Origin of the sequence: Rhabdonatronobacter sediminivivens (assembly GCF_013415485.1) — a bacterium.
Taxonomy (GTDB): domain Bacteria; phylum Pseudomonadota; class Alphaproteobacteria; order Rhodobacterales; family Rhodobacteraceae; genus Rhabdonatronobacter; species Rhabdonatronobacter sediminivivens.
Window position 1 is genome coordinate 16362 of the sequence record NZ_JACBXS010000026.1, and the last position, 17072, is coordinate 33433.

Annotated in this window: 14 protein-coding genes and 1 tRNA gene; 6 read left to right on the forward strand and 9 right to left on the reverse strand. The window is 66.8% G+C overall.

The genetic code is table 11. The features are described 5' to 3' along the window. Positions 1-103: 103 nt before the first annotated feature. From HUK65_RS12605 to HUK65_RS12620, 4 genes are all read right to left on the reverse strand, one after another. Positions 104-1243 (reverse strand): HesA/MoeB/ThiF family protein, encoded by a 1140-nt coding sequence (locus HUK65_RS12605; protein ID WP_179906629.1) that lies wholly within the window; start codon positions 1241-1243, stop codon positions 104-106. Positions 1244-1256: 13 nt separating this feature from the next. After that, a complete protein-coding gene (gene dut / locus HUK65_RS12610) occupies positions 1257-1721 on the reverse strand; it encodes a dUTP diphosphatase (protein WP_179906630.1) in 465 nt (154 codons plus the stop codon). Next, the gene (gene coaBC / locus HUK65_RS12615) at positions 1718-2908 is read right to left on the reverse strand and encodes a bifunctional phosphopantothenoylcysteine decarboxylase/phosphopantothenate--cysteine ligase CoaBC (protein ID WP_179906631.1); all 1191 of its coding nucleotides are present in this window, start codon (positions 2906-2908) and stop codon (positions 1718-1720) included. Before coaBC ends, dut begins: the two co-directional genes overlap by 4 nt. Before the next feature lie 112 nt (positions 2909-3020). Further along, positions 3021-3095: transfer RNA gene (locus tag HUK65_RS12620), tRNA-Lys, on the reverse strand. Positions 3096-3208: 113 nt separating this feature from the next. Between HUK65_RS12620 and dapF the strand changes: the two genes are divergently transcribed. Together dapF and mtaB are read left to right on the forward strand one after the other, a co-directional pair. Continuing rightward, the gene (gene dapF / locus HUK65_RS12625) at positions 3209-4039 is read left to right on the forward strand and encodes a diaminopimelate epimerase (protein ID WP_179906632.1); all 831 of its coding nucleotides are present in this window, start codon (positions 3209-3211) and stop codon (positions 4037-4039) included. Continuing rightward, on the forward strand, positions 4036-5289 hold the full coding sequence (gene mtaB / locus HUK65_RS12630) for a tRNA (N(6)-L-threonylcarbamoyladenosine(37)-C(2))-methylthiotransferase MtaB (RefSeq protein ID WP_179906633.1): 1254 nt from the start codon (positions 4036-4038) through the stop codon (positions 5287-5289). The genes dapF and mtaB overlap by 4 nt, the downstream gene beginning before the upstream one ends. Here the strand turns inward: mtaB and HUK65_RS12635 are convergent. From HUK65_RS12635 to HUK65_RS12655, 5 genes are read right to left on the reverse strand one after another with little or no spacing between them, the layout of a single operon-like run. Beyond that, positions 5278-6654 carry a cytochrome P450 gene (locus tag HUK65_RS12635; protein WP_179906634.1) on the reverse strand — a complete coding sequence of 459 codons (1377 nt, stop codon included), beginning with the start codon at positions 6652-6654 and terminating at the stop codon, positions 5278-5280. The genes mtaB and HUK65_RS12635 overlap by 12 nt on opposite strands. Then, a complete protein-coding gene (locus HUK65_RS12640) occupies positions 6651-7883 on the reverse strand; it encodes a hypothetical protein (RefSeq protein WP_179906635.1) in 1233 nt (410 codons plus the stop codon). Before HUK65_RS12640 ends, HUK65_RS12635 begins: the two co-directional genes overlap by 4 nt. A gap of 51 nt (positions 7884-7934) precedes the next feature. Next, complete coding sequence (locus tag HUK65_RS12645) at positions 7935-8912, reverse strand: glucokinase (RefSeq protein WP_179906636.1); 978 nt, start codon at positions 8910-8912, stop codon at positions 7935-7937. 18 nt (positions 8913-8930) lie between these two features. After that, entirely contained in the window at positions 8931-10247 is a 1317-nt protein-coding gene (locus HUK65_RS12650) for a GH1 family beta-glucosidase (protein WP_179906660.1), read from the reverse strand. 8 nt (positions 10248-10255) lie between these two features. Next, the gene (locus tag HUK65_RS12655) at positions 10256-11299 is read right to left on the reverse strand and encodes a substrate-binding domain-containing protein (protein WP_179906661.1); all 1044 of its coding nucleotides are present in this window, start codon (positions 11297-11299) and stop codon (positions 10256-10258) included. Positions 11300-11575: 276 nt separating this feature from the next. On the opposite strand from HUK65_RS12655, the gene HUK65_RS12660 reads away from it, so the two are divergent. From HUK65_RS12660 to HUK65_RS12680, 4 genes are all read left to right on the forward strand, one after another. Next, positions 11576-12931 (forward strand): ABC transporter substrate-binding protein, encoded by a 1356-nt coding sequence (locus tag HUK65_RS12660; RefSeq protein WP_179906637.1) that lies wholly within the window; start codon positions 11576-11578, stop codon positions 12929-12931. A gap of 118 nt (positions 12932-13049) precedes the next feature. After that, positions 13050-14231 (forward strand): carbohydrate ABC transporter permease, encoded by a 1182-nt coding sequence (locus HUK65_RS12670; RefSeq protein ID WP_235442129.1) that lies wholly within the window; start codon positions 13050-13052, stop codon positions 14229-14231. A gap of 15 nt (positions 14232-14246) precedes the next feature. Beyond that, complete coding sequence (locus HUK65_RS12675; protein WP_179906638.1) at positions 14247-15401, forward strand: carbohydrate ABC transporter permease; 1155 nt, start codon at positions 14247-14249, stop codon at positions 15399-15401. Positions 15402-15415: 14 nt separating this feature from the next. Further along, entirely contained in the window at positions 15416-17068 is a 1653-nt protein-coding gene (locus HUK65_RS12680; RefSeq protein WP_179906639.1) for an alpha-glucosidase family protein, read from the forward strand. The last annotated feature ends 4 nt before the right edge of the window (positions 17069-17072 follow it).

A 17072-nucleotide genomic window follows, 5' to 3' on the forward strand; every position in this document is an offset into this window, starting at 1 on the left:
GCCCAATGCTGCGCGGCTCCGGCCTGCAGATCGCCAGCGCCTTGGCTGCGCGCCAGTGACAGCCCCTGGCGAGGGCCATGCCCGCCGGTCTTCACAACTAGTTTCAGCTCACACCGTCCTCGCCGGTGGCATGGTGCGCACTGTCACCCCCCGACCGGGTGCCGAGGGTGGTTGTGTTTGGGGCTGAGCCGTCACTCGCCCCGCCCTGCGCCCCGCAACAGGCACAGCCCGCGCGCCGGGCCACGCGGATGCTGCGGGTTTCGGCGTGCAGCGCATCATGTATCACCAGTCGCCCACGCAACCCCGTTCCGGCATCGGTGATCTCCTTCATCGCTTCGACCGCCATCATGCTGCCCAGCACGCCGGGAAGGGGGGCGATCACACCAGCCTCGGCGCAGGCGGGGGCTAGTCCCGGGGCCGGGCGTTCGGGAAAGACGCATTCGAAACAGGGCGCGCCGCGGGCGGGATCATAAAGGCTGATCTGGCCCTCCCACTGGGTGATGGCCGCCGAAATCAGCGGTTTGCCCGCCGCCACGGCGGCGCGGTTGACCAGATAGCGGGTGTCGAAATTGTCGGTGCCGTCCAGGATCAGGTCATAATCGGCAAAAAGTGCCGCGGCGGTGTCCGCATCCAGCCGCCGGTGATAGGGGCGCACGGTGATGAAGGGGTTGAGTGCCTCCATCGCTGCCTGGGCCGAAAACACCTTGGGCATGCCGATCCGCGCATCGGCATGGATGACCTGACGCTGCAGGTTGGACCCGTCCACGTCATCGTCATCGATCACACCGATGGTGCCCACCCCGGCGGCGGCCAGATACAGCATCACCGGTGAGCCCAGCCCCCCCGCGCCCACCACCAGCACGCGGGCGGATTTCAGCTTGCGCTGGCCTGCGCCGCCGATTTCGCGCAGGACAATATGGCGGGCGTAGCGGTTAAGCTCTGCCTCGCGGAAGGGGGCATCCCGGGCGGGGGCGGGGTCCGGTGCTGGGGTGGCGCGCTGGCGCAGGCGGCGCAGACCCAGCGCATAGCCCCCTGCAACCAGCGCCACACCGCCCAGCGCCAGCCAGGGTTCGGGGGCGCCGCCGGTGGCGCGGCGCAGTTCGGCCTCGGGTGGCAGGACCAGTTGCGCCGACAGCACCGCCACATAGAGCAGCCCGATCATGACCAGCCGCGCCCGCACCGGAGCCTTCATCCAGTGCCCCAGCACCCAGAGCGCCAGCATCAGAAACAGCACGAACCCCATCAGCCGCGTTCCTTCATCCCTGCCCGGTCGAGCCGAAACCGCCCGCGCCGCGCGCCGTGTCCTCCAGCCGGTCAGATAGGGCGATCGTGGCCTGAAGCACCGGGGCCAGCACCGCCTGGGCAATCCGGTCGCCATGGGCAACCGCAAAGGGCGCGTCGCCCAGGTTCACCAGCACCACGCCCACGGGGCCGCGGTAATCGGCATCCACCGTGCCCGGGGCGTTCAGCACCGTCACCCCACGATGCAGCGCCATGCCGGAGCGGGGCCGGATCTGCAGCTCGGTCCCTTCGGGCAGGGCCATGCGCAACCCCGTCGGCACCAGCGCCCGCGCACCGGGCGCCAGGGTGATGCCGGCTGCGCGTTCGGCCGGGGGCAGGTTGGCGCGCAGGTCCATCCCAGCCGCGCCCGGGCTGGCATAGGCGGGCAGGGCGATGGCCGGGTCAGCCCAATCCTCGCGCTGGAAGCGGATGGTTGTCATGCGAAGGCCTCGGCAATGCGCAGGGCCAGACGGCGGGCGACCTCGGTCTTGGGCAGGCGGGGCCAGGGGTCTGCGCCTTCTTCGGTGATCAGGGTCACGGCGTTTTCAGCCCCGCCCATGATGCCGGTATGGGCCGAGACATCATTGGCCACGATCCAGTCGCAGCCCTTGCGCGCGCGCTTGGCCGTGGCATGGGCTTCGACGGTCTCGGTCTCGGCGGCGAAGCCCACGACCAGGGCGGGGCGCCGGGCGTGGGCGGAGAGCGTGGCAAGGATATCGGGGTTCTCGGCAAACTCCAGCACCGGCAGGCCGCTGGCGCCTTTCTTCATTTTCTGCGCCCCGGCATTGGCCACGCGCCAGTCAGCCACGGCGGCGGCACAGATGGCGGCATCGGCGGGCAGGGCGGCCAGGGCGGCGTCAAGCATCTGCTGCGCGGTCTCTACCCGGTGCACCTCCACCCCCGGCGGGGGGGGCACGCTGGCCGGGCCGGTCACAAAGCTGACCCGCGCGCCCAGATCGCGCAGGGCCGCAGCCAGCGCCGCCCCCTGCGCCCCCGAGGACCGGTTGGCGATATAGCGCACAGGGTCGATCGGTTCATGCGTCGGCCCCGAGGTCACCAGCACATGACGCCCCTTCAGCGGCCCATCCCCCAGCGTGGCGGTGATGGCGGCCAGGATTTCCGCCGGTTCGGCCATGCGCCCGGGGCCAAATTCGCCGCAGGCCATGTCACCTTCGTCAGGGCCGATGCGCAGCACCCCATCGCCCTGCAGCACGGCCAGGTTGCGCTGCGTGGCCGGGTGCTCCCACATGCGCACGTTCATGGCAGGCGCAATCAGCACGCGCTTGTCCGTGGCCATCAGCAGCGTGGTGGCCAGATCATCGGCATGGCCGCCCGCCATCCTTGCCATCAGATCAGCGGTGCACGGAGCCACCACCACCAGATCGGAGGCACGCGAAAGCTGGATATGGCCCATCTCGGCCTCGTCCTTCAGGTCGAACAGGTTCTGAAACACCTGCTCCCCGGCCAGTGCGGCCAGCGAAAGCGGCGTGACGAATTGCGCGCCCCCGGCTGTCAGCACCGGCGTGACCGAAGCCCCGGCCCCGCGCAGAAGCCGGATCAGCTCCAGGCATTTATAGGCCGCGATCCCGCCGCCGATGATCAGAGTGATGCGCCGCCCCGCCAGCATGGCCTGCCCCGTCCTTCGCTTGCTCAGGGTTGATCTAAAGCGAAAGCGCGCGGAAAGAAACCGCCATCATCCGGTTTCATCTGCCTGCAGTTTCATCTGACTGGAAGGGAACTGGTGAGCCCGGAAGGATTCGAACCTTCGACCAATTGATTAAAAGTCAACTGCTCTACCACTGAGCTACGGGCCCGCTCGAGGCCGCTAACTAGATAGAAGCCGTCCGGGGGTCAAGTGCGAAATCATTCGAAATTGGCACTGTTCAGCGCACTGGCGGGCAAGGCGTGAAAGGCCTATATCGCGCGCATGGAATCGCGCCGTTCATCCGGTCTGCCCTTTTGCAAGATGCACGGGGCGGGCAATGACTTTGTCATCATCGACGCCCGCAGCGGGGCGGCGGCACTGACGCCTGCGCTGGTGCGCGCGGTGGGCGACCGGCACCGGGGCGTGGGCTTCGACCAGTTGGCGGAACTGCATGACCATGGTCAGGCGGATATCGAGATCCGCTTCTGGAATGCCGATGGCAGCCGCGCCGGTGCCTGCGGCAATGCGACACGCTGCGTCGCCCATCTGTTGATGACCGAACGGGGGGTGGACCGGCTGCATATCGTCACTGCGCGCGGGGACCTCTGGGCTGAGCGGCGCGAAGGTGTCATCTGGGTCAACATGGGCGCTCCGCTCCTTGATCCGGTGGATATTCCGCTGGCGCCGGGGGTTGACCCGCGCCACCTGCCGCTGCCGGGTGACCCTGTGGCGGTGGGCATGGGCAACCCGCATTGCGTGTTTTTCGTCACGGATGCCGAGGCCGAGGATGTGGCCCGCCGTGGTGCAGCGGTCGAGAATGATCCGCTGTTCCCGCAGGCCACGAATGTGGAATTTGCCAGCGTGATTGCCCCCGACCATCTGCGCCTGCGGGTATGGGAACGCGGCACGGGGATCACGCTGGCCTGTGGCTCGGGCGCGTGTGCCACGGCGGTGGCGGCGCATCTGCGGGGGCTGACGGGGCGGCAGGTCACCATCCGCGCCGACGGGGGCGATCTGGCGGTGGACTGGCGCGCGGATGGCGTCTGGTTGACCGGCCCGGTGGCGCATGTATTTGACGCGGTGCTTTCGCCCGAAGTGATGGCGCTGGCATGACCGCCCCGCGCTTCACCACGCTGGGCTGCCGGCTCAATGCCTATGAGACCGAGGCCATGAAGCGCCTGGCCGCCGAGGCCGGGGTGCAGGATGCGCTGGTGGTCAACACCTGCGCCGTCACCGCCGAGGCCGTGCGCAAGGCCCGCCAGGAAATCCGCCGCCTGCGCCGTGACAACCCCGACGCCCCCATCATCGTCACCGGCTGCGCCGCCCAGACCGAACCCCAGACCTTCGCCGCCATGCCCGAGGTCACCCGCGTCATCGGCAATGCTGATAAGATGGCGCCCGAGACATGGGCCGCCATGGTCCCCGACCTGATCGGCCAGACCGAGCGGGTGCAGGTGGATGACATCATGTCCGTGCGTGAAACCGCCAGTCACCTGATCGACGGGTTCGGCACGCGAAGCCGCGCCTATGTGCAGGTGCAGAACGGTTGCGATCATCGCTGCACCTTCTGCATCATCCCCTATGGCCGGGGCAATTCACGGTCGGTTCCGGCGGGCGTGGTGGTGGAGCAGATCAAGCGCCTTGTGGGGCGCGGGTTCAACGAGGTGGTGCTGACCGGGGTGGATCTGACCTCGTGGGGCGCCGATCTGCCTGCGCAGCCGCGGCTGGGCGATCTGGTGCGGCGCATCCTGAAGCTGGTGCCGGACCTGCCGCGCCTGCGCATCAGCTCCATCGATTCGATCGAGGCCGACCCCGCGCTTATGGAGGCCATCGCCACCGAGCCGCGCCTGATGCCGCATCTGCATCTGTCCTTGCAGGCGGGCGATGACCTGACCCTGAAGCGCATGAAGCGCCGCCACTTGCGCGACGATGCCATCGCGTTCTGCGAAGAAGCCCGCCGCCTGCGCCCGGACATGGTCTTTGGCGCCGATATCATTGCCGGGTTTCCGACCGAGAGTGAAGCCATGTTCCAGAACTCGCTGCGGCTGGTTGAAGACTGCGGGTTGACCTGGCTGCATGTCTTTCCCTTCAGCCCGCGCAAGGGCACGCCCGCCGCCCGGATGCCGCAGGTGAACGGCGCTGCGGTGCGCGAACGTGCGGCCCGGCTGCGCGCGGCGGGTGCGGCGCGGGTGGCGGCGCATCTGCAGGGCCAGGTGGGTCAGCACCACCTTGTGCTGATGGAGAACCCGCGCATGGGCCGGACCGCGCAATTCACCGAAGTCAGGTTCGACACCGACCAGCCCGAGGGCGCGATCATCCCCGCCACCATCCGTGGCCATGACGGGGCGCAGCTACTGGCCTGAGCCGCGCGGCGTGACCTCCAGCGTGATCCCGGTGCCGGACCGCACGGTCAGATGCGCCACCGGCACCGGCGCCGGGCCATGGGGGGCGAAGCGGAAGCGGCGCAGCAGGACGGCCAGGATCAGCACGCCCTCGGCCATGGCGAAGCCCGCGCCGGTGCAGACGCGTGGCCCGGCGGAAAACGGCAGATAGCCATCGCGGGCCTGGGCGCGGGTGGCCGGGTCGGCCCAGCGGGTGGGGCGGAAGTCATGCGGGTCCGGCCAGATGCGTTCGTTCCGGCCCATGTGCCAGGGGCTGACGATGACCTGCGCGCCGGGGGGGACGGGGCGGCCGCGAAACGCCTCCGGGCGGGAAGCCTCGCGCACCAGCATGGGCACGGGGGGGTAAAGGCGCAGCGTCTCGCGGAAGGCATCGCGGGTGCGGGGCAGCTTCGACAGGATGCTGAAACCGGGGGCGGCGGTGCCGCCTTGCAGCCAGGGGTCCAGGGCGGCGGCCTCGGCGGCCAGATCCTCCTGCACCTGCGGATGGGTGGCCAGCAGATAGAGCGCCCAGGCCAGGGCCGAGGCGCTCGTCTCATGCCCGGCCAGAAAGAAGATCGCCACCTGATCGACCATCTCGGCGGTATCGAACCGCGCGCCGGTTTCGGGGTCGGTGGTGGTCATGATCTTGGTGGCCAGATCATCGGGCGCGGTGCCTTCGGCAATCGCCTGCGCGCGGGCGGCGGTCATCTCGGTTATCAGCGCGCGGATGTGGCGGGCGGTGGCGCGGGCGCGGCGGGTGTGAAAGCGCGGCATCCAGCGGGGCAGGGGCAGCAGCGCGCCCAGGTTCATCAGGGGTTGCGCCGCCTGATGGGCGCGAAAGCCATGGTAGACCCGGGCGGCGGTGGCATCCTCGATCGGCACGGAAAACAGGGTGCGAAAGATCACATCGGCGGCGGCGTGGCTCATGGCGGCCTCGGCGTCCAGCGGGCCGGGGGAGAGGCGCGCGGCCGTGGACAGGGCGGCGTCCCACATGGCGGGGAAGGTCTGGCGCAGGCGCCCGCCCTCGAAGGCCGGGTCGATCATCCGGCGCTGGCGGGCCCAGGTGGCGCCATTGGTCAGGAACACGGAGTTGCCCAGCAGCAGGCGCAGCCCTTCGGCCACGCGGGCGGATTTTGGGAAATCCTGCGGGCGCTCCTGCAGGACCAGCCGCACCAGATCAGGTTCGTTCACCATGAACGACCGCAGGAAGGGCAGGCGAAATTCGGCCATCCGCGCGCGGTAAAGCTTCGCCGGTTGCGTGGACAGGATGTCACGCCGGAACATGGCCAGATGGCGCCACAGCGGCACCCGGTCGGGGCGGTGATCCGGCATTGGGGGGCGGGTCATACGGCCTGCCGGGGTTCGGGGTCACGGGTGGTGAAGCGGTTGAAGCTGTCCTGCGTTGCACTGGCCGAGGGCTTGCGCCCGGCAAACCGCGCCGCCAGCGTCTGCGGCCCGGCGGTGATGCGGAAATAGTCGTAATCCTTGGGCCGGTCAAAGGCGCAAAGGTATTGGAAATGCAGCCGGAAATAGCGGCGGCGGTATTTTGCGAAGGTCTGGGGGGACAGCGTCTGGCGAAATGCGGCCGAGATCACCAGCGGCCAGAGCTTGCCGCTTTCGGGCGCCGCGCCGCTGCAACTGACCGGATCGCACAGGGCATAGGTGCAGCCATCGCCCGGCGCGGTCACATCCAGCCAGAAGATCTCGGGGCGTTGGGACAGGTAATGGAGGTCGGCGCGCAGGCGCGTGGCCTCGGGCAGGTAGGATTGCATGGGCACCGCATGGCCCAGCGACAGGAAGGACAGCGCCGCGCGTCCCGCAGCACCCTGGCGGATCACATCGGCCAGCACCGACACCCCCAGATGCACGCCCGAGGAATGGCCGACCACCAGCACCTCGTCCACCTCCGGGTCGGCCAGGGCGGCGGCGATATGGCGGGTGAACTCGGCCAGCCGCGCCTCCAGCGCGGGCGGGTTGCGGCCCCGGTGGCGGGCGGTGAAGCTGAAATCCAGCAGCAGGTAATAGACGAAGAACCGCCCGTCCAGCCGGCGAAAGGCGCTCAGGATCGGCGGCACCACGCCCAGGCCCAGCAGATAGGCCGCCCAGCCCGGCAGCACGAAGGTCAGCCCCCAGCCAAGCCCCGCCGCCACCGCCAGCGCCAGCGCCAGTTGCCCCAGCAACATCACCACCGGATACATGGCCGCGATCCCCGGTGCCGCGCGCAGCCGGAACAGCCGAAAGATCGCCCCGGTGGAGATATAGGTCCAGGCCGTGCGCGCCAGCAGCAGGTAGGTCGCCGCCACCCCGGCCTGCATCGAATCGCGCACGATATCGGACCATTCCAGCACGCGGATCTGGGTGTGGGTGGTCTGGCCGTCGATCTCGGCCTCTACCCGCCAGCCATAGGGGCCATCGTCCTTGAGCGGTTTCTGCCGCAGGCTGTAGCCGGAAATCGCGGCCTGGGCGGCGCCCTCGCTGCGGTACAGCTCGCGGTAGCGGCGGGGGGGGAACGGGTCATAGCCGGGGATGTAGAACATCCGCCGTTGCCTGACCGTTTCTGCGCGCGCCTCTGTCATGGGGTGCCTCTTGCCCGTTGGCGGACATCGTAGCGCGGAATCCGGGCGGAATTAAGCCCGGACAGGGGTGCTGAGGTATTGCGCGCAGCCGGTCAGGGCGGCGTAGTCATCTGTGACCACATCCACCGCGAAATCCGCCACAAATTCGGAAAACCGGCCCATCTGGCAGAAGGCGGCATCGAAGCCGAAGGCCTCGGCATAGGGGGCCATGGCCCGGGCCACCCCGCCGATGAAGGCGATCCCGCCAAAGGGCAGATGCACCAGCGCCAGCGCGGCGGCATAGCGGGCCATCAGGCGGATGTAATGGCGCCCTGTGGCCTGCGCCAGCGGGGCGCCTTCGGCGATCTGTTCCATGATCTGCGCGGCTGGCAGGCGGTCTTCGACCCCTGCGCGCCGGGCGTGGAAGCGATAGAGCCGCTCCAGCCCGCTGCCCGCCAGCACATCCTCGGCCGAGGCGAAGCCCTGTTCGCCCCGCAGCCAGTGGGCAAGGGCGGCATCCTCGTCATCGGCGATGGGCAGGTGGATATGCCCGGCCTCGGCCGCCGGGACCAGCCAGCCGCCGCCGGGCAGGGGCTGCACGGGGGCGGCATTGACCCCGGTGCCAAAGCCGATCACCAGCCGCGCGCCGCCGCAGTCCGGCTGGCCGCGCCGCAGGGGGATCAGGTTGTCGCGCGCGATCTGGTCCAGCGCCTGCCCCTGCGCCTGCAGGTCATTGAGCAGCGCCACCCGGCCCGTCGGCGCCCCGGTGGCGCGGGCCAGATCATCCAGCGTCAGCGCCCAGCCCAGATTGGTCATCCGCGCCGCGCCGTTGCGCACCGGCCCGGCCAGCGCCACGCAAGCGCCGCCGATGCCGCCCGGCGGTGCGGCCACGTCCAGATAGCGGCGCAGCGCATCCTCCAGCCGCGGGAATTCGGCATTGCGGAGGCGGCGGATGCTGGTACGGTCCACCGACCCGCCATGGGCCAGCGCCACGCGGGTATTGGTGCCACCGACATCGGCGACCAGGACAGGCGGCAGGGGGGCGGTCATGGCACTATCCCTGTGGGGTCAGTCGCGCGCAAGGGCGCGGGTCAGCGCGTCATAGGATGCCTTTGGCCGCCGCTGCAAGCTGTCGAAATCCACATGCACCAGCCCGAAGCGCTTTTCGTAGCCGAAGGACCATTCGTAATTGTCCAGGAGCGACCAGACGTAATAACCCCCGACCGGCACCCCGTCGGCGATGGCGCGGCGGACCTGTTCCAGATGCGCGCCGATATAGGCGATGCGCGGCAGGTCCGGTTGGCCCGGCACATCGGGGTTGGCCATGCCGTTTTCGGTGACATGGATGGGAATGCCCCGGGTGTAATGGTCATGGGCGAAGCGCAGGAAGTGATAAAGGCCCTCGGGGTAGATCTCCCACCCCATCTGGGTCTTTGGCAGGGGGCCATCAATATCGGTCAGGGCAGGCCAGGGGCCGGGGGCGGGGGCGATCCGCTTGCGGGTGTAGTAGTTGATGCCCAGCCAGTCCACGGGGGCCTTGATGGTTTCCATGTCATCTTGCCAGCGTTCGGGCATGTGCGGCTCCAGCCCTTCCAGAACATCGGCAGGCCAGACGCCGTGGAACATGCCGCCCAGGAACCAGCGATTGTAGATCCCGTCATAGCGGCGGGCGCTCGCGCGGGCTTCGGGCGTGTCTTCGGCGGGTTCAGCATATTCGAAATTGCACACCGCGCCCAGGTTGGTCATGCCCAGCGCGCGCATGGCGGCAATGGCGCGGCCATGGGCCAGACCCACATGGTGCATGGCACGCGCGGCGGCGCGGATGTCACGCATCCCCGGGGCGTGGTGGCCCATGAAATGGCTCATCCAGGCCACGCACCAGGGTTCGTTGATGGGCGCGGCGGACCAGAGGCGGTCGCCGATGCGGCTGCACAGAACCTGCGTGTAGTCAGCGAACCAGTCCGCGATATCGCGGTTGCGCCAGCCGCCCAGATCGGCCAGCGCCGAGGGCAGCTCCCAGTGATAGAGCGTCAGCGCAGGTTTCAGCCCGCGCGCCAGCAGCCCGTCCACCAGCCGGTCGTAGAAATCCAGGCCTTCGGCGTTCACCGTCCCGCGCCCTTCGGGCAGCACCCGCGCCCAACTGGCCGAAAAGCGGTAGACATCCAGATTGGCCCCGGCGACCAGATCCAGATCGCCCTCCATCCGGTTGAGGTGATCGCAGGCCCGCGCACCATCTTCGGCGCGGACCACATTGCCCGGGGTGGCGGCGAATGTGTCCCAGTGGGTAGAGCCCGCGCCGCCCTGGGCGTGGCCCTCGATCTGATAGGCCGAGGTGGCGGCGCCGAACAGAAACCCGGGCGGGAAATCGGCGCGGGTGAAGGGCAGATCGGTGGTCATGCGGATTTCCTTGTGCTCGCGGGGCAGGGGCCGGTGGAGCGCCCGACGATCAGGTCAACCTCCAGCAGCCGGGTGACAGGGCCGCTGGCGGGATCGGCCACCAGATCCAGCAGCATGTCGGCGGCCAGCCGCCCAGCCTCGCGCACCGAAGACCGGGTGGCGGTAAACAGCGGCACCGCATCCCCGTTTTTCAGATAGGACAGGTCATCATCATGGGTGATCACCGACACATCGCGCCCCAGATGCATCCCGGCATCCCACAGCGCATGGCGCACGCCGATGGCCAGCAGAATCGAGGACACCAGGAACGCGCTGGGCGGATTGTCCATCTCCAGCATCCGGCAGGCGGCGCGGTAGCCGTTGGTTTCGGTCATCTCGGCGGCGACCATCAGCGCGGGGTCCGCGCGCACGGCGCGCGCCTGCAGGGCATCCAGATACCCTTCGCGCCGACGGATGGCGAAATCCATGTCTTCCAGCCCGTTGATCAGGGCGATCCGGCGGTGGCCCATATCCAGCAGCGCATCGGTGGCCCGCGTGAAACCGCGCCGGTTGTTGATGTCCAGCCAGGAATAGGGCGCGGTGATCCCGCTGGACCGGCCATGGACCAGAAAGGGAATGTCCAGCTCCCGTAGCAGCGGAATGCGCGGGTCATGCTGGCGCGGGCCGTGAACGATCATCCCGTCCACCGTGCCGCGGCCCACCAGATCGCGATAGGCCTGCGCTTCGTCATCATCGGCGACCACGGTCAGCACCATGTCATAACCCGCGCGGGCATAGCTTTCCCCGGCACCGGCGATGAAATCGGCAAAGACGGGGTTCACGATCTGATGTTTGGCGCTGACCGGGATGACATGGCCAATGGCCTGGGCGCGGCCTGTGGCCAGGCTCTTGGCGCGGGTGTTGGGGCGGTAGTTCAACCTGCGCGCGGCTTCCATGACCCGCCAGCGGGTGTCCTCGGCCACCTCGGGGTAGCCGTTCAGCGCCCGGCTGACGGTGGTCGGCGACAGCCCCAGATCTTGCGCCAGTTCCCTGAGAGTTATGCCCATTTCGCGCCCAAACCGCATTCAACCGTGCCTTGATACTATGCGCGAAACAAAGCCGATGAAAAGGGGCTTTCGACAGACAGGTTTTCTGCAGCTGCGAAAAGGCCAAGGAAAAACCGGGTATTGCAGGCTTCTGCGATTGACAGGTTCCATGATATCGGTAACGGTCCGAGTATCCAAAACGGTTTGGGAAAAGCGATTCCCGGCCCTGTATTGGGTGACCTGCGCGTTGCCCCACGGACGTGGAACGCAATGAACATTGGGAGGTAGACCATGAAAGCCAGACTTTATGCCGGTGCGGCGGCGCTTGCCCTTGTGGCGGGCGGGGCATCGGCCCAGAATCTGATTATCGAACCGGGCAGCGATGACCGTTTCAACTGGGACAGTTTCGAGGACTTCAGCGACGCCCATGACTTCAGCGGCCAGACCCTGACCATCACCGGTCCCTGGCTGAGCGTGGACGCCGAGATGGTGCGCAATGTCATGGCCTATTTCGAGGCCGCGACGGGCGCGACCGTGGAATACAGCGGCTCGGACAGCTTCGAGCAGGATATCGTGATTGCGATTCAGGCGAATTCGGCGCCCAATATCGCCGTGTTCCCGCAGCCGGGCCTGGCCGCCGACATGGCCGCGCGGGGCGCGCTGGCGCCGCTGGGGTCCGACACCGCCGAGTGGATGTTGGACAACTATGCCGCCGGGCAGTCCTGGGTTGATCTGGGTACCTTCCCCAACCCCGATGGCGACGAAGAGATGTTCGGCTTCTTCTACAAGGTCGATGTGAAATCGCTGGTCTGGTACAGCCCTGACGCCTTCGATGAAATGGGCTACGACATCCCCGAGACCATGGAAGAGCTGCTGGAACTGTCGCAGATGATGGTTGATGACGGCGGCACGCCCTGGTGCATCGGTCTGGGGTCTGGCGCGGCCACCGGCTGGCCCGCGACTGACTGGGTCGAAGACATCATGCTGCGCCTGCATGAGCCCGAGCTTTACGACCAGTGGATCACCAATGAGCTGGCCTTCAACTCCCCCGAGGTGATCGAGGCCATCGAAACCTTTGGCACCTTCGTGCACAGCGATGGCTGGGCGCAGGGCGGCCCGCAGGCGGTGGCCACCACCGATTTCCGCGACAGCCCGGCGGGCCTGTTCCAGATCCCGCCCGATTGCTTCATGCACAAGCAGGCCTCCTTCATCCCGTCCTTCTTTCCCGAAGGGTCCGAGTTCGGCGTGGATTTCGATTTCTTCTACTTCCCGTCCTTCGCCGACAAGGATCTTGGTGACCCGGTGATGGGGGCGGGCACCCAGTTCGCAATCACTCAGGACAGCGAGGCCGCGCGGGGGCTGATCGAATTCTTCAAGACCCCGATCGCGCATGAGGTCTGGATGGCGCAATCGGGCTTCCTGACCCCGCATGAGGGCGTGAACCTGGACACCTTCGGTGATGACTCGCTGCGGGCCATGAACCAGATCCTGCTGGATGCCACGACTTTCCGCTTCGATGCCTCGGACGTCATGCCGGGGGAAATCGGCGCGGGCGCGTTCTGGACCGGGATGGTGGACTTCGTCACCGGCACCAGCGCCGCGGATGTGGCGGATGCCGTCCAGGACCGCTGGGACGCCATGCGTTGAACTGTGACCGGCGGAGCCCGCGCGCAGTGGAGGAGCCGCGCGCGGGCGCTCAAAGACCCCTTTCGGCGTGCCCCGTGCCGGGCTGCCGATCCCTTGCCTCGGACGGGAGGAGACGGCCATGCATCCGGTGATTCAGGGTGTGCTTACCATCGTGATCGGTGTCGGTGGGTGTGTCGGATATTTCTATTTTTCCAACATGATCCTGGACAAGGTGATCTTCCCGGCACGCGAAACCCGGCCCAACAGGACAATCGGGTTGCCCGTTGTGTTCGGCCTGCCGACCCTTGCGCTTGTCCTCGGCTATGCGGGGCCGCTGGTGCTTCAGGCCCTGGCCGGCGAGGCGTCGATGATATCGGCGGTGTTCGCCGTGGCGGTGACGGCGATGCTGGCCTATTACCTGCTCAAGTTCGCCCTGTGGGCGTTCCCGGTGGACACCGTGTCGCCCGGCGACAACATCAACCGCGCGAACAAGGTGCGCCCGTGGCTGTTTCTGTTCCCGGCCATGTTTGCGCTGGGGCTCTATCTGGCCTACCCGGTGGTGGGCTCGTTCTGGCGCTCGCTCTTTGACCGCTCGGGTGCCAATTTCATCGGGTTCGGAAATTACATGGACCTGTTCGCCGGGTCCTCATTCCGCACGGCGGTGTTCAACAACCTGATGTGGGTGCTGGTGGTCCCGGCCATGGCGACCTTCTTCGGGCTGCTGGTGGCGCAGCTGACGGACCGGCTGAAATGGGGCAATATCGCCAAATCGCTGATCTTCATGCCCATGGCGATCAGCTTTGTCGGCGCCTCCTTGATCTGGAAATTCGTCTATTCCGCCAACCCGGATATCGGCATCATCAACGCCACGCGCGATTTCTTCGGCATGGCACCCGTGGACCCGGTGCAGATCCCGTTCTGGAACAACTTCTTCCTGATGTTCATCCTGGTCTGGATCCAGACCGGCTTTGCCATGGTGATCCTCTCGGCGGCGCTGCGCGGCATCCCCGAGGAAACCATCGAGGCCGCCATCATCGACGGGGCCAATCCGTTCCAGGTGTTTTTCTCCATCAAGGTGCCGCAGATCATGGGCACAATCGTGGTGGTCTGGACCACCATCACCATTCTGGTGCTCAAGGTGTTTGACATCGTCTACACCATGACCGGCGGCAATTTCGGCACCCACATCCTGCCCAGTTACATGATGACCTATATGTTCCGCGATGACGGGCGGGCGACGGCGGTGGCCTTTGTCATCATGATCCTGGTGCTGCCGGTGATGATCTGGAACATCCGGCAAGCCAACAAAGAAATGCGCTGAGGGGGGGCAGGGATCATGGACAATATCGCCGGACAGAAATCGGGCCTTTCCATCGTCGTCAACATCACCGTGGTGGTGCTGGTTCTGCTGTGGCTGCTGCCGACCATCGGGCTGTTCGTGTCCTCGTTCCGGGACCGGGACCAGATTTCGAACTCCGGCTGGTGGCAGGCGCCCATGGCGGTCGACCTGAACTTCCGCACCCGCGCCGACACCGATGATGAGCGCGAGGTGAACGGCAGCTTCGTCATCGAGGGCAATGTCTTTGCCGATCCCGCGCTGGCCAGCCGCTTTCCTGATGCCACGGGGCGGGTAGCCGCCTTCGGGGGCCGCGCGGTGGCGCCAGGCGAATTCACCGTCGGCACCACAGCCGAATTGCGCAGCGGGGCGCTGTTGACCGTGATGGAGGACGGCAGTTTCCGACTGGAGGCGGACGAAAGTTTCGGCGCGCGCGGTCCCCTGATCTATTTCGAGGCCCGCACCCCGCCGCAATTCACGCTGGCGAATTACAACACCGTCCTGCGCGCCGATGGCATGGACCGCGCCTTCATCAACACGCTGACGGTGACGATCCCGGCCACGGTGATCCCCATCCTGATCGCGGCCTTTGCCGCCTATGCGCTGGCCTGGATGGATTTCCCGGGCCGGGGGTTGCTGATCGCCGCGGTGGTGGGGCTGCTGGTGGTGCCGCTGCAACTGGCGCTGGTGCCGCTTCTGTCGCTGCACACAAGCATCGGCATCGGGCAGAGTTTCCTTGGCATCTGGCTGGCGCATACGGGCTTCGGCTTGCCCCTGGCCATATATCTCTTGCGCAACTACATGGTCGGCCTGCCGCGTGACATCATCGAAAGCGCCAAGGTGGACGGGGCGACTGATTTCCAGATATTCGTGCGCATAATCCTGCCGCTGAGCTTCCCGGCGCTGGCCAGCTTTGCAATCTTCCAGTTCTTGTGGACCTGGAATGACCTGCTGGTGGCCAAGGTGTTCCTGCCCTCGGGCGCGGCCAGCCAGGTGATGACGGTCAAGATCGCCGATGACCTTCTGGGGTCACGCGGCGGGGATTGGGGCATCCTGGCGGGGGCGGCGTTTGTGTCGCTGGCTGTGCCGCTGGTGGTGTTCTTTACAATGCAACGCTTCCTGGTGCGCGGCCTGCTGGCCGGCTCGGTGAAATAACAAAGATGAAAGACATGCCCGCACAATCGATACTTCGCGCGGATACCGCCGTTCAGAATGATCCCCAATGGTGGCGCGGGGCGGTGATCTATCAGATCTATCCGCGCAGCTATCAGGACAGCAATGGCGACGGGATCGGCGATCTGCTGGGGATTGTCGAACGCCTGCCCTATATCGCCAGCCTGGGCGTGGATGCGATCTGGGTGTCGCCTTTCTTCACCTCACCGATGAAGGATTTCGGCTATGACGTGTCGGATTACTGCGATGTGGACCCGATGTTCGGCTCACTCGCGGATTTCGACATGCTGGTGGCCACCGCGCACAAGCTGGGGCTGAAGGTGCTGATCGATCTGGTCCTGTCGCATTCCTCGGACCAGCATCCATGGTTTGTCGAAAGCCGGTCCAGCAAGGACAACCCGCGCGCCAACTGGTATGTCTGGGCCGATGCCAAGCCCGATGGCACGCCGCCCAACAACTGGCTGTCGATCTTTGGCGGCTCGGCCTGGGCCTGGGACACCACGCGCTGCCAGTATTTCCTGCACAACTTCCTGGACACGCAGCCGGATCTGAACTTCCACGAACCGGCCGTGCAGGAGGAGCTTCTGGGCGTGGCCAGGTTCTGGCTGGACCGCGGCGTGAATGGCTTCCGGCTGGATACGATCAATTTCTACGTCCACGACCGGGAATTGCGCGACAACCCGCCCCTGCCACCCGAACAGCGCAATGCCTCCATCGCACCGGCGGTGAACCCCTATAATTATCAGGAGCATCTGTTCGACAAGAACCAGCCCGAGAACCTGGAATTTCTGCGCCGCTTCCGTGCCCTGCTGGACCTCTATGGCGCCGCTGCGGTGGGTGAGGTCGGCGACGCCCAGCGGGGGCTGGAGATTCTGGGCGAGTATACCTCGGGCGGGGACAAGGTGCAGATGTGCTACGCGTTCGAGTTCCTGTCCCCAGATGCGCCCTCGGCGCCACGCATTGCCGCCGTGCTGCGCCATCTGGACTATTCCGCGCCCGAGGGCTGGGCCTGTTGGGCGTTTTCCAACCATGACGTGGTGCGCCATGTCTCGCGCTGGGATCTGACACCTGCGGCCACCCGTGCCTATGCCACACTGCTGTTGTGCCTGCGCGGCTCTGTCTGCCTCTATCAGGGCGAGGAACTGGGCCTGCCTGAGGCCGAGTTGCGGTTCGAGGACCTGCAGGACCCTTACGGCATCCGCTTCTGGCCGGAGTTCAAGGGGAGGGACGGCTGCCGCACGCCCATTGTCTGGTCCGCCAAGGAACTCAACGGCGGGTTTTCGCGCGGGATTCCCTGGCTGCCGGTGGCGCGGGAACATGTCCATATGGCGGTGGATGACCAGGAGCGCGCGCCGGATGCGCTGCTGCACCATTACCGCCGCGCCATCGCCTTTCGCCGCGCGCACAAGGCGCTGGTGCGGGGCAGCCTGCGCGATCTGCATGTGGCGGGCGACACCTTGTCCTTCCTCCGCAAGACCGAGGGCGAAACCCTGTTTTGCGCCTTCAACCTGGGCCATGAGCCGGTGACCCTGCATCTGCCCGAAGGGCATTGGGTCACCGTGGGGCAGGAACTCAACAGTTCGGGCCCGGGGGAGGACGGTCTGGTGCATCTGGGGCCCTGGCAGCCCTGCCTGGTGCAGAAACGGTAACACG